Source organism: Lignipirellula cremea (genome assembly GCF_056501455.1).
Genome location: NZ_CM151415.1, coordinates 2393888 through 2417195 on the forward strand (window position 1 = coordinate 2393888; position 23308 = coordinate 2417195).

Consider the following 23308-nt stretch of genomic DNA (forward strand, 5'->3'; position numbering starts at 1 on the left):
GACCCAGGCGCGCCGAGCGCGTTCGCTCATGCGGTCGCGCTGCTGTCGCCGCGCACGCGGAACGGTCGGCAGACGACCGCTTAGGCTTGAGTCGCAAAACGGAAAGTCCGTCTCTGTCAGGAGATGGATTTTCTTAGCGTGGTTCCGGCGCGGCTTTTGCTTAAGTTGCGAGCGTCCCCGACCGCAGCCGGGGCGCGACGACGAAGTCGCATTCGTCGCAAGACATTCTGCAACAGACGCCGCCCGACGAGAGACCCCGATGCCCACCGCCGTGAAACGACCGACCGCCGCCAGGAAGAGCGTCCCTCAGAATTCCGCGACCGCTGTTTCGCCGAAGACCAAGGCCGCTCGCAGCGAACGTCGGGAACGCACGCGCCGCGCGGCCGACATCGCCTGCGTCGAGCGGGCCGACCTGCTCGCTCAGAACGACATCTCGTTCGTCGATCATCCGAAGTTCAAGACCCTGCTGCGACGCAAGAACGTTCCCTTCCAGGAACTCCCGCCGGAGAATCCCGAGCGGGCAAGTGTCCGCCGGTCGAAGTTCCTCGCCGACATGCCTTCGCATCTGGCGAGGATGTGCGAACGGCCCCTGCTGACGGGCGACGAAGAGCAGGAGCTTTTCTTCCGCATGAACTTCCTGAAGTTCCGCGCGGCGGTGCTGATCAAGCGGCTCGGACGTCAGCGTCCGACCTCCGAGGCGGTGGAGGAGATCGAGAACGTCCTGTCGCTGGCCGGCCAGGTTCGCGATCAGATTCTCGAGTCGAACATGCGACTCGTGATCTCGATCGTGAAGAAGTTCGTGAGCCCCAACAATTCGTTCGACGATCTGCTCAGCGAAGGGATCGTCTCCCTCGTCCGCGCGGTCGAGAACTTCGATCACGCCCGGGGGTTCCGCTTCAGCACCTACGCGACGCAGGTCGTTCGCCGGAACGTGTTCCATCTGATTTCGCGTCGCCAGCGGGAACTGAACCGCTTCCGCAGCGGCTCGGAAGAGACGCTGATGGAGTCGGAGCATCCTGAGCCGCAGAGCGAACTGACCGTGCCGCAGTGGGCCTCCCTCCGCGACAAGTTCGCCGCGATGATGGATCGTCTGGACCGTCGCGAGCGGTTCATCATCCGCTGCCGGTTCGCACTCGGCTCGCATCGCCGCGTGCGGACGTTCCAGGACCTCGCCGACAAGCTCGGCGTGTCGAAGGAACGCGTCCGCCAGCTCGAACAGCGGGCCCTCAGCAAGCTCCGCATCTGCGCCGACGAGTACAGCCTGAAGGAAGATCCCTACGAGATGGCGTAAGTCGATCTCACGGACGATTCAACGACGAAGCGGGAAGTTCAGGCTTCCCGCTTTTTTCGTTTACTGACTAGTTGCTCAGTTCGTCCGCATCACCGTCTGGCCGCTGATGCGGCGGACGAGATGGCGGGTCTCGAGCACGCTGAGCGTGGCCAGGATGCGATGGACGGGCAAGCCGGTCGCGACGACCAGGCTGTCGATGTCGACAGGCGAAGCGGGTATCGCCTGGAGCACCTGCGATTCCTGCTCGTTCAGCAGCAACTCCGCCGGCTTGCGAAGAACGGTCTGATCGTCCAGCCGAACGGGCGCCGGCATCGGTCCCAGTTCTTCGAGCACGTCCTCCACCGATTCCAGCAGCCGGGCGCCGTCGCGGATCAGGCGATGGCAGCCGTGCGAGGTCCGGTCGTCGATCCGCCCCGGCAACGCGAAGACTTCGCGGTTCTGCTCCATCGCATGCCGGGCGGAGATCATTGCCCCCGACTGCAGATCGGCCTCGATGACGAGCAGCGCCCGCGACAGACCGGTGACGACGCGATTGCGCTGCGGGAAGGCGCCGCGAATCGGCGCGCGTCGCGGCGGACTTTCGCTGATGAGTGCGCCCGCGGCGATGACGTGCTCGGCCAGAGCGCCATGCTCCGGCGGATAGACTTCGCAGACGCCGCTTCCCAGCACGGCCAGCGTCCGACCGTTCGCGCTCAGCGCTCCTTCATGCGCCGCCTTGTCGACGCCGCGGGCGAGTCCGCTGACGACGGTGATACCTGCCGAGGCGAGACCGGAGGCGAAGCGCTCCGCCTGGGCGCGACCGTACGTGGTGCAGTGCCGCGTGCCGACGATCGCGACCGCCGCTTCATCCCGCGGCAGCACCTCTCCCCGCACGAACAGAATGGCCGGCGGATCGGGGATCTCGCGCAGCGCCGCGGGATAATTTGGCGACGCCACCGAGAGGACGCGGACGTCCGCCGAGCGACAGAACGCGATCTCTTCTTCCGCCTCGGCCAGATCGCGGCCCGCACGAATCCGCTCCGCCAGAACGTTCCCGACGCCCGGCACGCCGCGGAGTTCCGCGATCGACGCGTTGAGCGCTCCCTTCGCGTCGCCGAACGCTTCGCGAAGCTGCTGATAGATCCGCGGCCCCACGCCGTCGACGAGCGACAGACTCAGCTCGTGCAGGATCGCGTCCCGCTCGGCTGGATCTGTCGTCGAAGGTTCGGACATGGACCGTTCCCCGTAGGGTGGGTTATTGACCCACCTTGTACAACTCGCGGATTCCAAGTGAGGTGGGTCAATGAACCACCCTACGAGAGATACGTAGCGTTCTGCGTCACTCCACCCCGCAGGCTCGCCAGACGTCAGCGACCAACTTCTCGTCGATGCCGTCGACCAGCTCGACGTGCCCCATCTTCGTCGGCAGGACGAAGCGGAGCTTGCCGTGCTCGGTCTTCTTGTCGTGTCGCATCGCCTCCATCAGGGCGCCGAGATCCATCGGCGGGACGCGGATGGGAAGCGAGAGCGCTTCCAGCAGTACGTTCTGCTTCGAGACGAACGTCTCGTCGACGCGACGCAGCCGGACCGAGAGCTCCGCGGCGCAGGCCATACCGATCGAGACCGCCTCGCCGTGCAGGAGCTGACCGTAGCCTGCGACCGCTTCGATCGCGTGGGCGAACGTATGCCCGTAGTTGAGGACGGCGCGGAGGCCCGTCGTCTCCCGCTCGTCCTGTTCCACCACGTCGGCCTTCAGGCGGCAGCAGCGGGCGATCGTCTTCACGAGGACCTTCGGGTCGCGTTCGTTCAGGCCGCTTTCGTTCGCGGCCAGCCAGTCGAAGAACGGTGCGTCGAGGATGACGCCGTACTTCACGACCTCGGCCAGGCCCGAGCGATACTCGCGGCCCGCGAGCGTGCGGAGCGTGTCGGGATCGATCGAGACGCCGATCGGCTGCCAGAAGGCGCCGACCATGTTCTTCGAGCGACTGAGGTTGATGCCCGTCTTGCCGCCGACGCTGCTGTCGACGTGCGACAGAAGGGTCGTCGGAACCTGATAGAAGGGCAGACCGCGGGTGTAGGACGCCGCCGCGAAGCCAGCCAGATCGCCGATCACTCCGCCCCCCAGCGCGACGACGACGCTCTTGCGGTCGGCGCCGGCGTCGAGCATCGCCTCCCAGATCCGTTCGAGCTGCCCGGGCGACTTGCTCGTCTCGCCTGACGGGACGTCGATGCGGGTGACGCGGAGTCCGCTGCGGATCAGCGACTCGACCGCGGCATCCGCGAATCCGATGGCTGGATCGGCGAGCGTCGCGTCGGCGATCAGAACCGCATGCTTCGCCGGAAGCAGTTCGGCCAGGCGCGGACCCAGCCGCGACAGCTCACCTGCCGCGATGCGGATCTCGTACGAGCGCGGACCGAGATTGACCGAAACCTCGTCGGATCCCGAGGCGAGTTCGCTAACCACCGCTGCCTTCCGCGTTCGAGCGCTATCGAAAACCGGACGAGTCGGAACAACGACCGGGACATCAATCCGTCGCCGGCGATCCTTCGACTTCCCGCAGGTCGTCCTCCGTCGCCACGACGATCCGGCAGAAGCCCGTATGCAGGCGGAAGTAGCGAAGTTGCCTTCGCCGTTCGGCGGTTGCGTGCAGGCGGCCTTCGACGGTTGCCTTTCGTTCGGGCGACCAGTCCCGGCAGGACTCGGGCCAGACCGTATCGATCTCCACTACGAGCGATTCGCGGTAGGGATCGAACTTGTCGAACTTCTCAGCCATCCTGCTCGGGCATCGCCGCCGCTCGCGTATCGTCGCCCGCGGAAGGCGCCGGCGGACGAGCAGTATAATGCGAGCGTTCCCGACCGTCACCGCAATGCATGCCGATGTCCGATCCGCCGAACTCTGCCGAGGATGCCGCTTCCCCAGCCGGGGCGCCGCCGTCGTACCCTTCCGAACGGCCCGGCGTCGCGGGCTGGAAGATCGTGACCTTCGTCATCGGAGGCGGCGTTCTGGTCGCCGGCGTGACGCTCGGCTACCACATGTTTCAGTCGGGCCGCGTGATCGGCTTCTTCGGGAGCGAGGCCGTCCAGACGATCCAGCGGGCAGACCAGGCGACCGTCTACGTCCCTGCCGACGCCGACTACGCCGTAGCCGATGCCGTCGATCAGGGAGGCCTCCGCTGGAAACCCTTCGCTCCCGGCGAAGCGGGCGAGCCGACGCGCAACGAGACCGAGGGGCGGAGCTGGGTCCACGTCCACCCGGCGTTCCTGGCGGCGGAGAGCTACTACTGGGACGAGCACCCGCCCGTCGCTTCGCTGGAGCCCGACGCTTTCGTGCGATTCGCCCGGACCGCCGACGGCTCGACGGTCGACGTCTACCTCGATTGGGAAGCCGCGTCGCTCTACGTCGCCGATCAGGAGCGGGCCCTGAGGATGACGGAGAAGAAGCGGGACTCGCTGAAGACGTACCTGCTGAGGCCGCAGGACGAACCGGCGGAGAAGGCGACCGCAGCCGAAGCGCCGGTTCCTCGCGATTGAAGTCGCGCAGAGCTTCGTCTATCGTTCGAGAAGGAGAACCGGTCGATGAAGACGCTGCACGTGAACGTTTCTGACGAGGTCGAGGAGAAGCTGGGCAGGCAAGTCCGGGCCGCGGGCTTCACCGACGTCAGCGCCTACGTCGAAACCTTGCTGAAAGCGGATCGTCAGCGACTCGCGCAGGAGAATCTCGAAAGCGAACTGATTCGCGGACTGAACAGCGGTCCGCCGGAAGAGGTCACCGACGAAGTCTGGGAGCGGATCCGAAACAACTTCGAGCGTCGCCTGAGCGAACGCAAGTCGTCCGGCGCGCGTCCATGAGTTCCGCGGGTCGAGTCGTTCAGCGACCGCTCGCGGAGCTCGACATCGTCGAAATCGCGACCTACATCGCTGAAGATAGCGAATCGGCCGCACGGCGATTCCTGGACTCGGTCCAATCGACGCTTCCTCGAATTGCAGCATATTCGGATGCGGGCGAGCGCGTGCTGACGAGCGCCGTGCAGTTGCAAGACTGTCGATCCTGGCCCGTCAGCGGCTTCGAGAATTGGCGCGTCTATTATCGATCCACGTCGGAGGGCATCGAGGTCGTCCGCGTCCTGCACGTCGCGCGGGACCTGGATGCGATAGGCTGAAGGTGTCGGCCACTGACCGAAGAGGTTCGGCAGCGCATCGATGTGAAGTCGGGGGCCGGATGCGCGAGCGACTGGAGTCGACATCGCCTGATCCTACTTAACGTCCGGCGTCCGTCGGAACAGATCTTCCAACGCCTCGCGAACCGTCGGATAGCGAAACTCGAAGCCTTCTTGCGCCAGGCGTTTCGACACGACGAAGCGACCGTACAGGGCGAGTTCCGGATCGGTCCGCATCAGCAGCGGCGCGCCCAGCCGCACCATCCACGCGAACGCCGGCAGTCCGATCGGCATGCCGACCGCCCGGCGCAGCTCCCGCATAAACTCGCGATTCGAGAGCGGGTGCGGCGCGGACGCGATGTAGACGCCCTGCATGGCCGGGTCGACCAGCCCCCGCTCGAAGAGCCGGTTCATGTCGGTCTCGTGAATCCAGCTCATCCCCTGCCTGCCGGAACCGACCGTGCCGCCCAGCCCCATGCGGGCCAGCGGGGTCAGCCGCCTCAGCGCTCCGTTGCCGCCGCCCCGATCGCGACCGACGACGAAGCTCGTCCGGAGCACGACCTGCCGCTGCGTCGGCAGCACGCTTTCGCGATACGCCTCCTCCCAGGCCTGCGCCACGAACGGAGCGAGACCATATCCGAACGCGGAGTCTTCGTCGCAGACGACCTCCGGCGGATCGCCGTAGATGTGAGCCGTGCTCATCTGCACCCAGACCGGAGGCGGACGATCGATAGCCCGCATCGCCGTGCCGAGAACGCGCGTCGACTCCACGCGCGACCTCAGAATCTCGTCCTGATGATCCGGCGTCTTGATGCAGTCGACCGTGCGACCGACTAGGTTCACCAGCCCCGCCGCCCCCTCCAGCGCCAACTTCCACTCCCTCAGCGTCCGCGCGTCCCACGCGACGTGCTTCCACGGTCCGCTGACTTTCGGCGGAGTTCGCGACAGGATCACGACCTCCCGCCCCGCCTCCGCCAGATGGTGCGCCAGCGACACGCCGAGGAAGCCGGAGCCGCCTGCGATGACGATGGGACCCTTCGCAGGGATGTCGGACATAGAGGTCAGGTTCCGAACGAAACGCGTTTCACTCTTCACCGCGAACTACCCGTCCGCTCAACGTGAATCCCGCTCGCCGCGACGATCCGTCGCAGACGCTATCCGCTTCGCGCTACGGTAACCCGAACGTTGAGGGAAAATGCCTTTAGAGAGAACGAAGCGCGGAGGCCGAACGAGCGACTAAAACAATGGGTGGCCCAGGTTGCTTGCCAACCTGGGCCGACGAAGTCGGCAAGAAAGTCGACGGATCGTTTGGAACATTGAGTAGACTTCTTCGAAGATCGACGGCGAACCTCCGCTCCTGCGAGCGCCGAGCACTGACATGCCCCACCGGCGCCGCACCGTCGATGACGAACTCTACTGCCACTTCGTCACGTTCTCCTGCGCTCTCCGTCGCCGGTTGCTGAACCCCGACGCGACGAAGCGGATCGTGCTCGGCGTTCTGAACGATCAGCTTGCCCGAGACTCGGCGAAGTGCGTCGGCCTCGTCGTGATGCCCGATCACGTCCACGCGTTGATCTGGCTGCCGGCGACGGGGAGACTGAGCGGCTTCATGCTGGGGTCGATGCGGGTTTCCAGCTATCGCATCGGCGAATGGTATCGACGGTACGGCAGCGAGTTCGCCGCGGTTCTAAAGGAAGACCCACGGGTCTGGCAACCGCGGTACTACGCCGTCGCGATCCACTCGGAAGCCAAGCTGCGCGAGAAGCTCGACTACATGCACCACAACCCGGTCGCTGGCGGGCTGACGACCGAGCCCTCGGACTGGCGCTGGAGTTCGGCCCGCTGGCACGAACGCCGTCGATCGGTCGGCGTCGCGATCGAATGGATCGCGTGAACTGCACTTTCTTGCCCGCCTTGGGTGGCCCAGGTTGACGAGCAACCTGGGCCACCCAAGGCCGACGCAATCAGGCACGGGGCTCATGCGTATTCCTCGATGCGCCCCGATGGCCAATGAAACCGTCCATAGCGCAACGGAAGCCGAAACCTTGACCGCAGGCAGTCCAAGTAAACGCGATCGTCATCGGTTACCGGCGCATCGCCGACGATAACCCAGTCGCTCGCCCTATCTTCATCGGGATAGGCGACGTATTCGAGCAGTTGGCCCAATGCATTGCGGATGCAACGCTTTGCCGACGAGTCCGTCTTTATCTCGAAGAACGTCGTCCGTCCTTGTTGTCGAACTGACAGATCAACGAAGCCACGCTCGTAGTCGACTGCTTCGACGCCGAACTCACCCTGCAGCGATTCAAACAGTCGATTCTGAAGTCGTATGTGCTTCGGGTCGACGGGAACCGCGTCCTGAGCAGCGCGAATGTATGCAACTTCGGAGCGAAGAACAGCCGGCGGCGTTAGCCTCACGACTTCGGCAAGGTCGTCCTCCCAATAAAGTGGGACGTATCTATGCGTGGTCGCCGCCTTATGGTCATCGGGAAATACAGGACGCGGCTCGTAAAGTCGTACATGCTCGGGCCGAAAGCGGACATTCAGCGTCACGAGCGCCGTAGGGCTTTCCAGTTCTGCGAGCGTGCCGTCGACAGCGCCGACGTCCTCTCGCATTTGCACAAGCCAGCCGCGTTCGACGGTCACTCGAAAGGCGTCCTCGAGCTCGTCCATGAGCGGAACGTATACCTCCTCGATGGTCGCGATCAGAAATGAGTGATCGCCGCGATGAGCGTATAGCGCTACGGAGATCGTCTTACCTTCAAAGGCGGAATGGCTGCTGTGGATCGGTTGCAGAAACCCGTACCGATATCCATTTATGAGCCACTCGTAGTTGAACAGCCATTCTTCATGGCCGAACCCGTTCGTCGCGAAGTACGAACTCGCTTCCTCCGCGGATCCCGACGGCTTTCGCCATCCATTTTCATTCCAACAAATACGGCAGTAGCGTCTATCCATCACAATCTCCCGTAGACAGGGTCGTAAGCGATCCCTACGTCGTCACCCCGACCGGTTCCGGGTCGTACCCCAGGTTCGGGCTCAGCCACCGTTCGGCCTCTTCCATAGTCCAGCCTTTGCGCGCGGCGTAGGATTCGACCTGGTCGCGGGTGATCCGGTCGACGGCGAAGTAGCGGCTCTTGGGGTGGGCGAAGTAGAGCCCGCTGACCGCCGCCGCGGGCCACATGGCGAAGGACTCGGTCAGCGTCACGCCCGCGTTCTTCTCCGCATCCAGCAGCTTGAAGAGCGTCGCCTTCTCGGTATGGTCCGGCTGCGCGGGGTAGCCCGGGGCGGGGCGGATACCGCGGTAACGCTCCTCGATCAGGTCGGCAGGCGCCAGGTTCTCCGCCTGGCCGTAGCCCCACTCCCGACGCGCGTCGGCGTGCAGCTTCTCGGCGAACGCTTCCGCGAAGCGGTCGGCTAGCGCCTTGATCATGATCGAGTGGTCGATCTCGCCCAGTTCGTCGTACTCCCGCGACAGCTCGAACGCGCCGATGCCCCCCGTGACGCAGAAGGCGCCCAGGTAATCGGCCCGGCCGCTGTCGATCGGCGCGACGTAATCGGCCAGCGCGCGGAAGTCCTTCTGCCCCTTCCGCTCCCACTGCTGACGCAGGGTGTGGAACCGGGCGATCTCCTCCGTCCGGGTGTCATCGGCGAACAGGACGATGTCGTCGCCGATGGAGTTGGCGGGCCAGAAGCCGTAGACGGCCTTCGCCTTGACCCGCTTCTCCGACAGCATCTTCTTGAGCATCGCCTGCGCGTCGGCGAACAGGTTCCGCGCGGCTTCGCCGACGACCTCGTCCTGCAGGATCTTCGGATACTTGCCGATCAGCTCCCACGTCATGAAAAACGGGGACCAGTCGATGTACGGGACCAGTTCCTCCAGCGGCTGATCCTCGATCACGCGCAGGCCCAGCTTCTCCGGCACGGCGATCTCGACGGTCGACCAGTCGGTCTCGAACTTCTTCGACAGGGCCTCCGCATAGGGAACGAGCGCGACCTGCTGCCGCTTGCCGTAGGAGACGCGCTGCTCCTCCTGAGATCGCAGGTTCTCCGTCAGGAAGGCGTCCCGCATGTCGTCGGAGCGCAAGCGATCGACCACGCCGACCGAGCGTGACGCGTCGAGCACGTGGACCACCGCGTTCTTGTAGAAGGGCGCGATCTTCACGGCCGTGTGCTTGGCGCTCGTGGTCGCTCCGCCGATGAGCAGCGGCACGTCGAAGCCCAGGCGCTGCATCTCCCGGGCGCAGTGCGACATCTCGTCGAGGCTGGGCGTGATGAGCCCCGACAGACCGATGATGTCGACGTTATGCTCGCGCGCCGCTTCGAGGATCTTCTCGCAGGGGACCATCACGCCGAGGTCGATGATTTCGTAGTTGTTGCACCCCAGCACGACGCCGACGATGTTCTTGCCGATGTCGTGCACGTCCCCCTTCACGGTCGCCAGCAGGATCTTGCCGCGCGCCTGGGAGTTCTCTTCGCCTGCCGCGATCTTCTCCTGCTCCATGAAGGGGAGCAGGTACTTGACCGCCTTCTTCATGACGCGGGCGCTCTTCACCACCTGCGGCAGGAACATCTTCCCTTCGCCGAAGAGGTCGCCGACGACGCTCATGCCGTCCATCAGCGGGCCTTCGATCACCTGCAGGCAGCGGGCGAACTTCTGCCTCGCCTCTTCGGTGTCCTCTTCGACGTACTTGTCGATCCCCTTCACGAGCGCATGGGCGAGGCGCTTCTCCACCGGTTCGGCACGCCACGTCAGATCCTCGCCCGCGGCGACCTGACCCTTCCCCTTGACCTTTTCGGCGAACTCGACCAGGCGTTCGGTCGAGTCGGGACGCCGATTGAGCAGGACGTCCTCGACTCGCTCCAGCAGGTCCTTCGGCACCTCCTCGTACACGGCGAGCTGCCCCGCGTTGACGATCCCCATATCCATCCCGGCGCGGATGGCATGGTAGAGGAACGCCGTGTGGATGGCCTCGCGGACGAGGTCGTTGCCGCGGAAGGAGAAGCTGACGTTGCTGACGCCGCCGGAGATCTTCGCGCCTGGGCATTCCTGCTTGATCAGCTTCACGGCCTCGATGAAGTTCACGGCATAGTTGTCGTGTTCTTCGATGCCGGTCGCGACCGTCAGAATGTTGGGGTCGAAGATGATGTCTTCAGGCGGGAAGCCGACCTCGTTCACGAGCAGGTCGTACGCCTTCTTGCAGACGGCGACCTTGTGATCGATCTCGACCGCCTGGCCCACTTCGTCGAAGGCCATCACCACGACTGCGGCGCCGTACCGACGGATCGTGCGAGCCTGGTGCATGAACTTGGGGAGGTCGTCCTTCATCGCGATCGAGTTGACGATCGCCTTCCCCTGCACGCACTTGAGGCCTGCCTCGAGAATCTCCCACCGCGAACTGTCGATCATCACGGGAACGCCGGCGATGTCATTCTCGCCCGCGATCAGGTTCAGGTACTTCGTCATCGCGGCGACGCCGTCGAGCAGCGCGTCGTCCATGTTGATGTCGATGACGGAGGCGCCGTTTTCGACCTGCTGCCTCGCGACCTCTACCGCCGCTTCGAAGTTCCCTTCGCGGACGAGCTTGGCGAACGCCCGGCTGCCGGTGACGTTCGTCCGCTCGCCGATCATGACGAAGTTCGTCTCGGGGCGGATCGTCAGCGGGCGCGTGCCGGAGAGCCGCGTGAAGGCGGCGACCTCGCTCTTCCTGTGAGGCTTGATCCCCTTCACGCGCTCCGCCATCGCGCGGATGTGATCGGGCGTCGTGCCGCAGCAGCCGCCCGCGATGTTGAGCCAGCCGTTCCGCGCGAAGTCCTCCACCCGATCGGCGAAGGCCGACGGCGTCATGTCGTACTGCCCCATCTCGTTGGGGAGACCGGCGTTCGGATGGCAACTGATGAAGGCCGTCGAGACGTGCGACAGTTCCTCCACGTAGGGCCGCATCAGGTCGGGGCCGAGCGCGCAGTTGATGCCGACGCTGAGCGCCGGGAAGTGACTGATCGCGTTCCACATCGCCTCGACGGTCTGACCCGAGACGAACGTCGCGCCGGAGCGATCGAACGTCGTCGAGATCATCGTCGGGACGTAGACGTTGTGCTCGTCGAAGTACTTCGAGATCGCGAACAGACAGCTCTTCAGGTTGAGCGTATCGATCGCCGTCTCGGGCAGCAGCAGGTCCGCGCCCGCCTCGATGACCGCGGCGACCTGTTCGTAGTACGACGCGACCATCTGGTCGAACGTCGCCCCGCGATAGCTGGGGTCCTCGACGCTGGTCGAGATGGAAAGCTGCTTGGCCGTCGGTCCGATCGACGCGGCGACGAAGCGGGGCTTATCGGGCTGCTTTTCGTTGAACTCGTCGGCGGCCTTCCGCGCGCAGGCGACCGCGGCGAAGTTCAGCTCCCGGATCAGCGCCGGATCGAGTTCGAACTCCTCCATGCCGACGCGGGTCGCGCCGAAGGAGTTGGTTTCGACGATGTCGGCGCCGGCCGCGAAGTACCGGCGATGGATCTCGGTGATCTTCTCCGGATGGGTCAGGCACAACAGATCGACGAAATTCTTCAGATCCTTGTGGTGACCTGCGAAGCGTTCGCCGCGAAACAGGGTCTCGTCCAGGTTCAGTTGCTGAACCTGGGTCCCCATGCCGCCGTCCAGGATCAGGATCCGTTCCTGAAGCAGGCCTTCCAGGATCGGTCGGCTGGCGGGCGACTGGACGGGCTTCTTTCCGACATTTTGCGAGTCGGCAGCGGGCGAGACGATCATCGGCGAAGCGGTGCGTTCCGGGGGAGCGACGCCGCGCGGCGATGGGCAATCTCTCGGAAAGGCCGTTCCCCCCCGGACCCCCGCCCCGCGACAAGCCCCTTATTGTAGACGGATCGGCCAGACCGTCTCCCCCGGCGGGGCGAGAGCCACGGAGACGCAGACGTTAGAAGCGGATTGCACGGGACGTACCGGCGATGCGGCCTCGTCATTCCGTCGTAGGGCGGGTCTTGACCCACCTGTCGCTTACACCGAGTTGCCGCTTCGATCTCTATTGGACGACGTCCCTCGAATCGCCGTCCGAACGAACCCGGCGGCGAGATCGATCTCTTGCTTGCCGATCGAAAGTTGTGAGAACGACAGGTGGGTCAGGACCCACCCTACGAAAGTGAGAGCCGCGATGAACACCGACAACTGGATCACCGCGGTTCTCGCCCTGCGGAAGGCGAAACGCGTGGTCGCGTTCACGGGCGCGGGTATCTCCGCGGAGAGCGGCGTGCCGACGTTTCGCGACGCGGAGGGATTCTGGCAGCGCTTTCCGCCGGAGAAGTTCGCGACATGGAAGGGCCTGCTCGCCACGGCGGCGACCGATCCGCGATCCGTCGCCGAATTCGTCCTGAACGTGGTCGAGCCCATCGCGATGGCGGAGCCCAATCTCGGGCATCAGGCGCTCGCGGAACTGGAACAGCGAATCCCCACGACGATCGTCACCCAGAATATCGACGGCCTGCACCAGGCAGCCGGGTCGACGATGGTTGTGGAGGTCCACGGTTCGCTGGCGGAGATCGTCCACGCCTCGACCGGCGACGTCGTGCATCGACTGGACGACGAGGAGATGCAGCGGATCGCCCGCGTCCTCCGCGACTATGCCGAGAAGCGGACCAGTCTGCTGACGTTCGTGCGGCAGATCCGCAAGATTCATCGCTTCGACTGGCTGGGCCGCCATCGTCCGAACCTCGTCCTGTTCGGCGACGCGATGGCCGAACCCGCCTGGACGAACGCCCTGACGGCGGTAGAGAGTTGCGACCTGTTCCTCTCCGTCGGCACCTCGGGCGCGGTTTATCCCGCCGCCACGCTCCCCACGCTCGCCGCGGACGGGGGAGCGACCGTCCTCACGATCGACCCCCACGTCTCCGGCCCCGGCTGGCTGCAGGGAACGGCGGGAAGCGTGCTGCCGAAGCTGGTGACGGCGGCGTTCGAGGAGGCGTGACGCGAGTCTTTCGTAGGGTGGGTCATTGACCCACCTGTCGCTCCCTCAGCCGTCGACTGCATGCGAAGCCGACTTCGTCGCAAGCGCTTTCCTGGTCGAAGCCGAATGCGAATGGAGCGTCGCCGGAAGCACGGTGGGTCAATGACCCACCCTACGAAGAACAACTGTCCTACGACGCCGTTTCCACTCGCTCTCCGAGCGACCTTAGCGTCTCGAAGATGTAGATCCCGCGGGTGCAGCCGTGGTTGAACTTGATGGAGTAGGCGTAGCGTCCGACCGGCGCCATCTTCGCGATCTCCAGCGGCGCGACCTCCTGCGGGCTGCTGACGATGTTCATGACGAACGGGTCGGGCGGCGGAGCGTTCCGCTTCTCGCGACAGTTCGCGCAGGGGCACGCGTCCTGAAGGGCTTTCAGCCGGTACCGCCGGACCTCTCCGTCGCTCCACTTGATCACCAGATGGCCCGGCTTGCGGGCAAGTTCGACAGGATGGAGGGTCATGGACGGTTCGCGTTCTTCGAACGTGCGTTCGGTCTTGCAGGGCAGGCGCCTTGCCTGCCGGAAATCTGGTTGCCGCTGCGATTGCAGGCGGGGCGCCTGCCCTACAAGAGAAGGCCGCTCGTCGTCGCAAACACGGAGGGCTGAAACTCTCTGCTCGCCTTTCGTTCGCTCATGCTTCGCCGTCAACTTCGATGCGGCGTTCGCGAAAGGAGAGCAGAAAGGGCGGATCCTTGCGCGGAAAGAGCTGCACCTGAGCCTCCTTGCCGGCAGGCCACGTCGCCAGCATCGTCCGCAGGTTCTCGACCAGATGATCGAAGAACTCTTCCGGACCGGCGAGGCGTCCGTCTTCGACGTAGGGGATGGGCGAGTACGTCATCGCGATCCGGATCGGTTCGTTTCCCCAGACGTACGTCGGCAGGCGGATGCCGGCGTCGCGGGGCTTCATCGCCGCGGCGTGCGACGCGATCCAGTCGGTCCACTCCTCGAACGCCTCCCGCGAACCGACGAACTGCCAGCGTCCCTCATCCGTCTGAAACCGGACCAGCATGCCGAGCGTTTTCGCCGCCCGTTGAAAGGCCTGCTGCGATCTTTGCAGGTCGGAGAAGCGCGAGATCGCCAGCGAACCCTGATCGGGAGCCGCCTCCGCGGCGCCGCTCGCCGGTCCGGCCGTCCGGGGCTCGTAGGTTCCCTGAAAGAACCAGCTCTCCGCGCCGTGCCATTCGCCGTCGACGTGAAAGCGTCCGAGGCCTTCCTGCTCCGCGCGCACGGTCAGCTCGCTCGCATCGGCGGGCAGCTCGTCCTCCCACTGGCGGGCGAACCAGACGAGAAACGCCTCGCGACGCGCCGGCGGCTCGTTGAGCGCGGACGGCAGGTTCGCCCCGCGCAGACGCTCCGCCGCTTCGCCTGCCCGGTCCGCGATTTCGCTCTCCAGCGTCTGGCTCAGACGATCGAGCAGGGTATCGAGATCGTCCGAGGTCAGCGGCTCGGTCTCGAAGTCATCCCACCGCCAGAGTCCGGACTCGTCGTCGAAGAAGAGTTTCCCCCTGCCCGGGATCTCGGCCAGCAGCCACTCGCCCCGTTCGTGCCACGGTTCGATCAGGGCCCAGCGGGCGAGCCGCCGGACGGTCGGCGTCTGAATCCGTTCCCGCAGGCGGACCCGCAGATATCCCGCGTAACGACCGGCGTCGTCGTCCCGCCGTTCCGAGATGCCCCAGCGATCGTTCAGGAACGTGCGGACCGTCGGCGAATTCGCGGGGGGCTCCAGTTCGATCGGCTGCGACTCCTGGCCGTCGCCCAGTTGCAGGACCAGCGCCGCGACGGGTCGCTCCGTATCGGCGTCGAGTCCCAGCCGGAACGAGCGGACCTTCTCCGCCGGAAAACGATGCGGCTGCCCCGCCGAATCCCGCCAGGCGAGCCCTTCGTCGTCGAGCGTGAAGTGCGGCTCGTCCTCCGTGCGGAAGCGGTCGCGGTATCGCACGAACTGCCAGGCGAGCAGACCGAACCCGGTCCAGACCGCGACGGCGCCGACGCGAACCGATTCGTCGAACGTCCAGAACGCAGCGACCCCGACGCCCCAGACCAGGAGGCCGATCCAGAATCGTCGGTCGAAAAGGAAGGGCGGACGCGCTCGTCGCGCCCCGGGAATGCGCCACCCCAGCGACGCCGGTCCCGCAGGGGTCGGCACGCTGGCGTCAGAGGGCGATTCGGTTCGGACGCTCACGATGGCGATCGACGGCGGAATGAAGGGAGCACGCGCACAGCGACCGCGCAACGCCCGGCGCAATCAATTCTTCCGCAATCGGGGCCGCGGTGCCACCTCTGGCCTGGCGAACCTTCGCGGGAAGGAGGCACGCGACGCCGTCGCCGGACCGGTCCCACGCGGCACGATACGAAGAAGGGGACGAGCAGCGAATCCGCCGCTCGTCCCCTGAAAAAATCTCTGGTTCGCTCTCTCGCCCGTGCGCCCGTCCTCTCTCCCGGAGAAAACGAATCGACCCGGGGGGAGGGCTTACTTCTGCTTGGCGTAGGCCGGACGGGCCGGCGAGATCGCACCCATCGAGGCGCCGGAGACCTTCGCGAAGCGCTCCTTGGCGCCGTCGGCCATGTACCGGACGCCCACGCGGGTCGGCTTGCCCGTCTGGGGACAGACAGCCATGACCTTCGAGGCCGGGATCGGCATCTCGCGGTTGAGGCGTCCGCCCTGCGGGTTCTTCTGGCTGCGCTTGACGTGCTTCCAGACGCGGGCGACGCCCTCGACGATGATTTTCTCGTCCTTCGGGAAGACGCGGACGACCTTGCCGGTCTGGCCCTTGTCGCTGCCCGTGATCACCATCACCGTATCGTCGACGCGAATCTTCATCTCGCCCGCTCCCGGCGGCAGTCCGCCCGGCTTTCGTGTACGTAAATCGCGCCCGCAAGCGCGTAGACAGTCTCTCGGCTGTACCGGAAAGCCCCGCATTATAAGGAAAGCGGGCGAAGGGTCTAGGGCGTCGCCGCGAGAAATCGAGGGGCGACGGACCGAGGCCGCTCAGCCTGCCGAACCGAATTCGCAACCCGTTCGCCCGTCGACAGATGCGTCTAAAATCTCCGGGGCCATCCTACGCCTTCGACGTCGCCAGCGTCCTCTGCAGCCAGCCCAGCTCCTCCGCGATGCCCGCGGCGAGCGGCGACTGCTGAAGCTCGGTCGGCAGCACGCCCCAGGCATAGGTCTCCGCCTCGAACGTCTCGGTGCCGGGGAAACTTTCCGCCATGCCGCCCAGGCATTCCTCGATCGCGAACCGCGTCGTCCCGAGCTGACCGAACCGCTCGAGATAAATCGGCACGTGAAAGTGGACCCGCAGGCGATCCCACGACGCCGGATCGGCGACGAGAGCCGCCCGGCGCTCGTCCAGAAATCGCGGCAGATCCTCGTGGAACTCGACCTCTCCGTCGGCCCGCCGGAGGCAGGTCTGGTGCAGGTAGCGATCCTCGGCGAACCGGGCGAGCTGATCGAAGGCCGCGTCGAGCGACCCTTCCGTCGGCTGCGACGTCAGCTCGACGGCGCTGGAAACCTGCACCTTGGCCACGTCGATGCCTGACTCGTCGAATCGGGCGAGCGCCTCGCACTGATCCTCGAACATCACCGCAGCATGACAGACGTCGTGACAGACGCCGATGTACCGCGAGACGCCGACGCCGTCGGCATGGGCGTAGAGCGCCCGGTGGAAGAACTCCACCACGTCGGTCGTTCTCTGCAGGAAGCAGCCGGGCTCGGGCTCGATGCAGAGCTGAATTCGGCGACCTTCGCTCGATTCCAGCTCTTCGAGGAACCTGGCGACGTCGATCAGATGCTCCGCCGCCTGCTCGATCCGATCGCCCGGCAGCGTCGGCTCGCCCCATGCGATGGGGAGCGTCGAGATCGTGCCGGTCATGCCGGACGGAAGCAGCGCGTGCTGGATCTGAGCCAGGCGAAGCGTGTAATCCCGCCGCGCCGGATCGTCCCAGGTCGGGACGTAGACGCGATGCTTCACGACCCGCAGGTGAAAGTCGCCGTACGGAAACCCGTTGAACGTGTAGGGAATCAGGCCGACGCTTTCGAGCCAGTCGCGAAACTCCGCCAGCGTCTGTTCGTCGTTGGTCAGAGCCTCCGCTGCCGGCGCCGCGATCCACAGGCCGACCCCCATCGGATGGTCGGGCGAGAAACGCCGCTTCACCTCGAGCGCATGAACCTCGAGATTCGCCCGCGTCTGCTCGAGCGTCGGTCCCGCGTGAACGTTGGTGCAATAGCCGAGCAGCATGGGCGCTCCTTAAACGTGGCCAATCAAGTCAGGCTTGTGTGCCATGGCTGGCTTGTCCAGCCGTGCAGGGGGCGTCGCCTAACTCGAACCCGCTCTAACTGGCTTACGTCTCCATGATCGCATGGTCTTCGATCAAAGCCTCCGCCAGCGGTAGAGCGATACGCAAGGCAGCACGGCTGGACAAGCCAGCCATGGCACACAGAGATATGCTCTGGGTGGTATCGGTGGCATCTGTGCCGGACAATCTTCCCTTACGCCAGCAGCTTCGCGCCGAGCTGCTCGCCGCAGCGGTCGACGATCGTCTTGCAGACCGCGTCGGCTTCGTCGCCGGTCAGCGTGCGGTCGGGCGCGCGAAGCTCGATCGAGAAGAGCATCCGCTTCTTGCCCGGCCCGTCCTGCTTCGCGTTGCGATAGATCTCGCGGAAGATCGCCCGCTCGACGAGCGTCGCATCGGCCGATCGCACGATGGCCTCGATCTCCGCCCAGGGCTTCGCCTCGTCCACGATCAGGTTCAGGTCGCGCTGAATCGTGGGGTAGGGGCTCACCGGCGTCGTCGTGGGGACCAGCTCCGCGATTTCGACCAGCGGCTCGAGCAGAACCTCCGCCATGCAGACGGGGCTGCGAAGATCGACCGCGTCCATCGCCTGCTTCGAGAGCTGGCCGAAGAGGGCGACGCGCTTGCCGGAGAGCGACAGCTCGACCTGACGGTCGCCGGCGAAGAAGGCATGCTGCGACGGCGCCAGTTCCCACGCGAGCGCCGGATTCAGCGTTCCCAGAAGCGCCTCCAGCGTCCCCTTCAGCTCGTAGAAATCGCCGGTCGTCGCGATGCCGAGCGCCGTCGGTTCGGTCGGAAGTCCGCCCGCGGTGGGCAAGTAGATCTTCGCGATCTCGAACAGGCGGATCTCGGGGTTCTGGGCCTTCTCGTTCGTACGGACGCTGTCGAGCAGGCTGGGGAGCAGGCTCGTCCGGGCGCAGTCCGAGCCCATCATCGGCGTCAGCGACCGATGCGGCGGCTCCTTCGTCCAGGGCGAGAAGAGCTTGCACGACCCCTCGTCGACGAGCGACCGCGTCATCGCCTCGAAGTGGCCCGTACCGGTCAACGCCTGCCGGAGCTTGTCCAGAACCCGGTCGCGACGCGTCTTGTACGACGCGGTCATCGGCACGCGAGCGTCCTCGGGCACCTTGTCGTAGCCATGCACCCGGGCGACCTCTTCCACCAGGTCAATCTCCCGCGTCAGATCCCGGCGCCAGCTCGGCGTCTCGAATTCGATGCTCTCCGCGGAGCGCTTCTTCTCGACGCAGCCGAGCTTCGTCAGGATGCGGACCGCTTCGCTCTGCGGAATCTGGATGCCGAGGATCCGTTCGATCTGATTCCACCGCAGCGGCACGATCGCCCGCGCGGGAGGCGGATCGCCGGCGAAGACTTCGCCCTCGGCCAGTTCGCCGCCCGCGTGTTCCAGGATCAGTTCGCAGCAACGCCGTCTCGCCCGGTCGATCCCCTCCGGATCGACGCCACGTTCGAAGCGATACGACGAATCGCTGGCGAGCGCGAGCTTGCGCGAGGCGTGCCGCACGGCCAGGGGCGAGAACTGGGCCGACTCGATCAGCAGATCGACGGTCGTCTCCGTCACCTCGGTCCCCGCTCCTCCCATCACGCCGGCGAGCGCGACCGGCTTCTCGGCGTCGGCGATCACGACCATCGACGCGTCGAGTTCGTACTCGCGGTGGTTGATCGCCAGCAGCTTCTCCCCTGCCTTCGCCCGCCGAACGACGATCTTCGGCCCGGCCAGCTTCGCGAGGTCGAAGGCGTGCAGCGGCTGGCCCGTCTCCATCAGGACGAAGTTCGTGATGTCGACGACGTTGTTGACGGGCCGGAAGGACTTGCGTTCCGGCGGCTTGAACGCGTCGAACACTGCGGAGAGCCGCTGCACCAGCTTCGCCGGCGAGGGGCCCACCTTCACGCCGCGAATGATGCGGGCCTGGTACCGCGGACAGAGGCCCTTGTCCTCGATCGTCACGCTGACGGAGGACGACGCCGGTTTGCCGCTCGCCTTCGGTTGCGGATCCGGGACCTTCGCCGTTAGGTCGTAGAGCGCCGCGAACTCGCGTGCGATGCCGGCGTGACCCAGACAGTCGGCCCGGTTGCTGGTGACTTCCACGTCGAAGACGACGTCGCTGCCGACCTGCTCCCAATGCTCGATCGTGAGCCCCGCCATCGTGAGCCGGAGCGCCAGCTCCTCCGGCGTTCCGACGATCGGAACGTATTCGCGAAGCCACTCGTAGGAGACGTTCATGGGTTGCCGATCGCAAGATTCGTCTGAGCGGGGGACGAGAGTCCCCCGAGGCTCGCGCGGCTCGGTCGATCAGGACTCGGGGGACTCTCGTCCCCCGCTCAGGATTACGACGCGAGCAGGCGCTAGAACTGGCCCAAAAACCGGACGTCGTTGGCGAACAGGTCGCGAATGTCGGCGATGCGGTGCCGCCGCATGCAGAGCCGCTCGACGCCCAGGCCGAAGGCGAAGCCGGTCACCTGCTCCGGATCGTAGCCGACGGCGCGGAAGACGTTCGGGTCGACCATGCCGGCTCCGCCGAATTCGATCCAGCGACCGTTCCAGAGGTAGTCGACTTCGACGCTCGGTTCGGTGAACGGAAAGAACGAGGGGCGAAAGCGGATCTCGACCTCTTCGCCGAAGTAGCTCTTCGCGAACAGGCGGATCACGCTCTTCAGGTCCGACATCGTCACGCGCTCGTCGACCCAGAGTCCCTCCATCTGGTGGAACATCGGGTAGTGCGTTGGATCGGCCTCGTCCGGGCGATAGACGCGACCGAGCGAGATGATCCGTACCGGCGGGGGAGTCGACTCCATCACGCGGATCTGGACCGTGCTCGTCTGGCTCCGCATCAGCAACGGCGGCAGCCCCGCGCTCTCTTCGCCGACCAGATAGAAATTATCGCGAGGATGCCGGGCCGGATGTTCCGGGGGGATGTTGAGCCCCTCGAAGTTGTGCCGGTCGTCCTCGATCTCGGGCCCCTCGGCGACCGTGAAGCCGAGGCGTCCCATGATGTCCTTCAGCTCCTCGATCGTCTGCGTGATCGGGTGGAGCTTGCCCAGCCGCGGGCGAGTCCCGGGGAGCGTGACGTCGAACAGCTCGGTCGTCTTCGCCGTCGTTCCGCCCGCATGGCGTTCCTTCGCCTGGTCGAACGCGACCTGGACGGCGGTCTTCGTCTCGTTCAGACGTTTGCCGGCGACGGGCTTTTCCGGCCCGGGAACCGCGCCGAGCAGGCTCTGCACGGCCTTCATTCGGCCGCTCTTGGCGCCCAGGAATTCGATCCGGGCTTCTTCGAGCGCAGCAGGCGACGAAGCGGCGGAGAAGGCGACCGTCGCCTGCTGCGCCAGCCGATCGCACTCGTCGAGGAACGTCTGCAACGCCATGAAAAGCCGGACCTCTGACCTGAGCGGGGGGTGTAAGCCCCCCGAGTCGGGATCGGTTCGGTCACGTTCTGCAGAGATCGACGCGACGCAACTCAGTCATGGCGCCGCGGACTCGGGGGGCTTACACCCCCCGCTCAGAACGGGAGCGCAGACTTCACGCAGCGCCGGCAGGCTGACGCGACGGGAGGGCGGCCTTGGCGGCGTCGACAACTTTGGCGAAGGCGACCGGGTCGTTGATCGCCATTTCCGACAGCATGGGGCGATCGAGTTCGATCTGCGCCGCCTTCAGGCCGGCGATGAACTCGCTGTAACGCAGGCCCAGCGCCCGGCAGCCGGCGTTGATGCGGATGATCCACAGGCGACGGAATTCGCGCTTGCGGACGCGGCGGTCGCGATAGGCGTAGACGCCGGCACGGACGAGCGTCTCCTGCGCGCCGCGCAGAAGCTTGCCGCGTCCGCCGACGAAACCCTTGACCTTCTTGAACAGACGCTTCTTGGCGTGAGCGCGGGCCTTGCCGCTGGTCGTACGCATGACGGTTTCTCTGTTGCTAGCCTCTCCTCAAGGCCCCGGCATCGCGAGCGTAAGGCGATGACGGCGTTGGCGCCCGGGAGATAGCGGGATCCCGCGAAACGCGGGACGGACGGACTCCGATCGCATGATCGCGAACGGGGGAGAACCGCGGTCGATCCGAGGACAGCCTCGGACGAAGCGGATCGAAACGATAACGACCGGGCGAACCCGGCCGTCAAACAGACCTCATCTCCGATCATCCACGGCCAGAGCCGCGGGCGACGGAGATTAATAGCTGTACTTGCCGAGGCAGGCGTGGATCGCCGGCCACATGTTGGCGTCCAGCACCGAAGTGCCGCGGAGGTTCCGCTTCCGCTTCTTCGAAACGCGGGACTGGCGGTGGCTGGTACCGCTGGAGCGGTGCTTCACCTTGCCGGTGCCGGTGATGCGGAACCGCTTCTTCGTCGCCTTGTGCGTCTTCATCTTGGGCATGATGTGCCTCCGCGATCGGTGTCGCCGCTTACCGCGGCCCGCCGTCCGATTTTTTCGTGTCCGTTCAGGTCCGACCGGTCGCCGGTCAGATCCCGCTCCCGGTTATCGGCAGGCCGCGTCGCGAACTCGCGACGAGACTCCGGCCCCAGGATTTGGGGAAAGCTCCGAATTCTAAGAGATCGCCCCCAAGGCGCGAAGGTCCGCCCCGACGTTCGGCAGGGAAATTTCCGAGAGGTCGGTCAACCCCCGGAAATAGCGGGGCGAAACGGGCCGCGGAATCCGTCCGAGCGTCTTGCAGCTCCCTACGCCCGGTCGTCCATCGTGCTGCGGGGAGGATCGACGGCGATGTAGCGATGTCCGGCGAAGAGCGATCCGAGCGCCAGCAGCAGCCACGCGACGATCAGTGTCACCCCGCCGAACGGGACGACGCGCGTCGCCGGTTCGTACTCGAAAAAGACGAGCGCGTAGAGCGACCCACTGAACAGGAGAATCCCGACCAGGAAGGCGAACGCCGAGAGATGCGCGAAAACGCTGCGCGACGACCACGCGAGCAGGCCGGCGCCGAGCATGGCCAGGGCGTGCGTCAGGTGGTACTTCACGGCCGTTTCGGCCTGTTCGATCCGATGGGCGACCGTCGCTTCGTCGAGTCCCCTGGCCACGAGCTGGTCGTCGAAGTCGTGCGACTTCGTCGAGCCCGTCGCCGTCATCGCTCCGGCAGCAACCGCCGCGGCGCCGATCAACGCCGCCAGGAAAAGCCACAAACGAGCCATGATCGGACCTTCCGGAAGGAGCGGGGCGGGAGAGGGAAATTATACGTCGTCGCAGCGTCGATGACTCCATCGCATGGCGAGCGGAGGGTGTAAGCCCTCCGTGGTTCCCGAATATTCGTCGATCGTCGCTGCAAGTGAAGCCTCGACCGACGCGCAATGAGACACGGAGGGCTCACGCCCTCCGCTCGCCAGTTTGTAGGTCAGGCATTGCCTGACGGCTACTTCGGGAATCGTTCGCGGCGGAGATCGAGCCGCTGGTCGACGAAAGCCCAGGTCGATGTCGTCGTCAGGCGGCGACTGACCTGCGAACGCCGCTCGCCAGAGAAAGTCGAACCGAGTCGACGCTTCGTTACGCCCGCACATCCGGCCGAAGCGATTCTGTCGGTCGTGCGCCCGGCAGCGAAGGCTCCGCGCGGGAGCCAACGGTCGTTC

At 65.6% G+C, this 23308-nt stretch carries 21 protein-coding genes; 6 read left to right on the forward strand and 15 right to left on the reverse strand.

The features are described 5' to 3' along the window. Nucleotides 1-259: 259 nt before the first annotated feature. Nucleotides 260-1291 carry a sigma-70 family RNA polymerase sigma factor gene (locus SH602x_RS09300; protein ID WP_479476524.1) on the forward strand — a complete coding sequence of 344 codons (1032 nt, stop codon included), beginning with the start codon at nt 260-262 and terminating at the stop codon, nt 1289-1291. A 75-nt stretch (nt 1292-1366) separates the two neighbouring features. On the opposite strand, the gene dprA is transcribed toward SH602x_RS09300, so the two are convergent. The 3 genes from dprA to SH602x_RS09315 all read right to left on the reverse strand — a co-directional run bounded on the left by dprA (nt 1367) and on the right by SH602x_RS09315 (nt 4044). After that, nucleotides 1367-2503 carry a DNA-processing protein DprA gene (gene dprA, locus SH602x_RS09305; RefSeq protein ID WP_479476525.1) on the reverse strand — a complete coding sequence of 379 codons (1137 nt, stop codon included), beginning with the start codon at nt 2501-2503 and terminating at the stop codon, nt 1367-1369. Between the two features lie 106 nt (nt 2504-2609). Continuing rightward, the gene (gene aroB, locus SH602x_RS09310; RefSeq protein ID WP_479476526.1) at nt 2610-3734 is read right to left on the reverse strand and encodes a 3-dehydroquinate synthase; all 1125 of its coding nucleotides are present in this window, start codon (nt 3732-3734) and stop codon (nt 2610-2612) included. A gap of 61 nt (nt 3735-3795) precedes the next feature. Further along, nucleotides 3796-4044 carry a hypothetical protein gene (locus SH602x_RS09315; RefSeq protein WP_479476527.1) on the reverse strand — a complete coding sequence of 83 codons (249 nt, stop codon included), beginning with the start codon at nt 4042-4044 and terminating at the stop codon, nt 3796-3798. A 104-nt stretch (nt 4045-4148) separates the two neighbouring features. On the opposite strand from SH602x_RS09315, the gene SH602x_RS09320 reads away from it, so the two are divergent. Genes SH602x_RS09320 through SH602x_RS09330 form a run of 3 tightly spaced genes read left to right on the forward strand, consistent with a single transcriptional unit; the run spans nt 4149 to nt 5431 of the window. Next, a complete protein-coding gene (locus SH602x_RS09320; RefSeq protein WP_479476528.1) occupies nt 4149-4802 on the forward strand; it encodes a hypothetical protein in 654 nt (217 codons plus the stop codon). Nucleotides 4803-4847: 45 nt separating this feature from the next. Then, complete coding sequence (locus SH602x_RS09325; protein WP_479476529.1) at nt 4848-5120, forward strand: hypothetical protein; 273 nt, start codon at nt 4848-4850, stop codon at nt 5118-5120. Then, on the forward strand, nt 5117-5431 hold the full coding sequence (locus SH602x_RS09330; RefSeq protein ID WP_479476530.1) for a type II toxin-antitoxin system RelE/ParE family toxin: 315 nt from the start codon (nt 5117-5119) through the stop codon (nt 5429-5431). Before SH602x_RS09325 ends, SH602x_RS09330 begins: the two co-directional genes overlap by 4 nt. 93 nt (nt 5432-5524) lie before the next feature. Here SH602x_RS09330 and SH602x_RS09335 read toward each other — a convergent pair whose 3' ends face one another. Then, nucleotides 5525-6484 carry an epimerase gene (locus SH602x_RS09335; RefSeq protein WP_479476531.1) on the reverse strand — a complete coding sequence of 320 codons (960 nt, stop codon included), beginning with the start codon at nt 6482-6484 and terminating at the stop codon, nt 5525-5527. Nucleotides 6485-6806: 322 nt separating this feature from the next. Between SH602x_RS09335 and SH602x_RS09340 the strand changes: the two genes are divergently transcribed. Then, a complete protein-coding gene (locus SH602x_RS09340) occupies nt 6807-7322 on the forward strand; it encodes an REP-associated tyrosine transposase (protein ID WP_479476532.1) in 516 nt (171 codons plus the stop codon). An 83-nt stretch (nt 7323-7405) separates the two neighbouring features. On the opposite strand, the gene SH602x_RS09345 is transcribed toward SH602x_RS09340, so the two are convergent. Further along, complete coding sequence (locus tag SH602x_RS09345) at nt 7406-8386, reverse strand: hypothetical protein (protein ID WP_479476533.1); 981 nt, start codon at nt 8384-8386, stop codon at nt 7406-7408. A gap of 34 nt (nt 8387-8420) precedes the next feature. Further along, a complete protein-coding gene (gene metH / locus SH602x_RS09350; RefSeq protein ID WP_479476534.1) occupies nt 8421-12188 on the reverse strand; it encodes a methionine synthase in 3768 nt (1255 codons plus the stop codon). 397 nt (nt 12189-12585) lie between these two features. Between metH and SH602x_RS09355 the strand changes: the two genes are divergently transcribed. Further along, nucleotides 12586-13395 carry an SIR2 family NAD-dependent protein deacylase gene (locus tag SH602x_RS09355; protein WP_479476535.1) on the forward strand — a complete coding sequence of 270 codons (810 nt, stop codon included), beginning with the start codon at nt 12586-12588 and terminating at the stop codon, nt 13393-13395. A gap of 169 nt (nt 13396-13564) precedes the next feature. Here the strand turns inward: SH602x_RS09355 and SH602x_RS09360 are convergent, their stop codons facing one another. The 9 genes from SH602x_RS09360 to SH602x_RS09400 form a co-directional block, all read right to left on the reverse strand. Then, nucleotides 13565-13894, reverse strand: coding sequence for a DUF971 domain-containing protein (locus SH602x_RS09360; RefSeq protein WP_479476536.1), 330 nt, complete (start codon nt 13892-13894; stop codon nt 13565-13567). 169 nt (nt 13895-14063) lie between these two features. Next, nucleotides 14064-15614 carry a hypothetical protein gene (locus SH602x_RS09365; protein ID WP_479476537.1) on the reverse strand — a complete coding sequence of 517 codons (1551 nt, stop codon included), beginning with the start codon at nt 15612-15614 and terminating at the stop codon, nt 14064-14066. A gap of 288 nt (nt 15615-15902) precedes the next feature. Further along, the gene (gene rplX / locus SH602x_RS09370) at nt 15903-16253 is read right to left on the reverse strand and encodes a 50S ribosomal protein L24 (protein ID WP_479476538.1); all 351 of its coding nucleotides are present in this window, start codon (nt 16251-16253) and stop codon (nt 15903-15905) included. A 238-nt stretch (nt 16254-16491) separates the two neighbouring features. After that, a complete protein-coding gene (gene eboE / locus SH602x_RS09375; protein WP_479476539.1) occupies nt 16492-17670 on the reverse strand; it encodes a metabolite traffic protein EboE in 1179 nt (392 codons plus the stop codon). Between the two features lie 251 nt (nt 17671-17921). After that, nucleotides 17922-19964, reverse strand: a complete 2043-nt coding sequence (gene pheT / locus SH602x_RS09380; RefSeq protein ID WP_479476540.1) for a phenylalanine--tRNA ligase subunit beta — start codon at nt 19962-19964, stop codon at nt 17922-17924. Nucleotides 19965-20086: 122 nt separating this feature from the next. Next, nucleotides 20087-21103: a phenylalanine--tRNA ligase subunit alpha gene (gene pheS / locus SH602x_RS09385; protein ID WP_479476541.1), complete on the reverse strand. Its 1017-nt coding sequence runs from the start codon at nt 21101-21103 to the stop codon at nt 20087-20089. A gap of 154 nt (nt 21104-21257) precedes the next feature. Then, complete coding sequence (gene rplT, locus SH602x_RS09390) at nt 21258-21635, reverse strand: 50S ribosomal protein L20 (protein WP_479476542.1); 378 nt, start codon at nt 21633-21635, stop codon at nt 21258-21260. Nucleotides 21636-21902: 267 nt separating this feature from the next. Next, nucleotides 21903-22109 carry a 50S ribosomal protein L35 gene (gene rpmI / locus SH602x_RS09395; protein ID WP_479472342.1) on the reverse strand — a complete coding sequence of 69 codons (207 nt, stop codon included), beginning with the start codon at nt 22107-22109 and terminating at the stop codon, nt 21903-21905. A gap of 299 nt (nt 22110-22408) precedes the next feature. Next, a complete protein-coding gene (locus SH602x_RS09400) occupies nt 22409-22876 on the reverse strand; it encodes a DUF423 domain-containing protein (protein WP_479468645.1) in 468 nt (155 codons plus the stop codon). Between the last annotated feature and the right edge of the window lie 432 nt (nt 22877-23308).

Coding starts and splice junctions, on each gene's coding strand:
- SH602x_RS09300 (WP_479476524.1), top strand. CDS start 260: ATGCCCACCGCCGTGAAACGACCGACCGCCGCCAGGAAGAGCGTCCCT.
- dprA (WP_479476525.1), bottom strand. CDS start 2,503: ATGTCCGAACCTTCGACGACAGATCCAGCCGAGCGGGACGCGATCCTG.
- SH602x_RS09315 (WP_479476527.1), bottom strand. CDS start 4,044: ATGGCTGAGAAGTTCGACAAGTTCGATCCCTACCGCGAATCGCTCGTA.
- SH602x_RS09320 (WP_479476528.1), top strand. CDS start 4,149: ATGTCCGATCCGCCGAACTCTGCCGAGGATGCCGCTTCCCCAGCCGGG.
- SH602x_RS09325 (WP_479476529.1), top strand. CDS start 4,848: ATGAAGACGCTGCACGTGAACGTTTCTGACGAGGTCGAGGAGAAGCTG.
- SH602x_RS09330 (WP_479476530.1), top strand. CDS start 5,117: ATGAGTTCCGCGGGTCGAGTCGTTCAGCGACCGCTCGCGGAGCTCGAC.
- SH602x_RS09335 (WP_479476531.1), bottom strand. CDS start 6,484: ATGTCCGACATCCCTGCGAAGGGTCCCATCGTCATCGCAGGCGGCTCC.
- SH602x_RS09340 (WP_479476532.1), top strand. CDS start 6,807: ATGCCCCACCGGCGCCGCACCGTCGATGACGAACTCTACTGCCACTTC.
- SH602x_RS09345 (WP_479476533.1), bottom strand. CDS start 8,386: ATGGATAGACGCTACTGCCGTATTTGTTGGAATGAAAATGGATGGCGA.
- metH (WP_479476534.1), bottom strand. CDS start 12,188: ATGATCGTCTCGCCCGCTGCCGACTCGCAAAATGTCGGAAAGAAGCCC.
- SH602x_RS09355 (WP_479476535.1), top strand. CDS start 12,586: ATGAACACCGACAACTGGATCACCGCGGTTCTCGCCCTGCGGAAGGCG.
- SH602x_RS09360 (WP_479476536.1), bottom strand. CDS start 13,894: ATGACCCTCCATCCTGTCGAACTTGCCCGCAAGCCGGGCCATCTGGTG.
- rplX (WP_479476538.1), bottom strand. CDS start 16,253: ATGAAGATTCGCGTCGACGATACGGTGATGGTGATCACGGGCAGCGAC.
- eboE (WP_479476539.1), bottom strand. CDS start 17,670: ATGCTGCTCGGCTATTGCACCAACGTTCACGCGGGACCGACGCTCGAG.
- pheT (WP_479476540.1), bottom strand. CDS start 19,964: ATGAACGTCTCCTACGAGTGGCTTCGCGAATACGTTCCGATCGTCGGA.
- pheS (WP_479476541.1), bottom strand. CDS start 21,103: ATGGCGTTGCAGACGTTCCTCGACGAGTGCGATCGGCTGGCGCAGCAG.
- rplT (WP_479476542.1), bottom strand. CDS start 21,635: ATGCGTACGACCAGCGGCAAGGCCCGCGCTCACGCCAAGAAGCGTCTG.
- SH602x_RS09400 (WP_479468645.1), bottom strand. CDS start 22,876: ATGGCTCGTTTGTGGCTTTTCCTGGCGGCGTTGATCGGCGCCGCGGCG.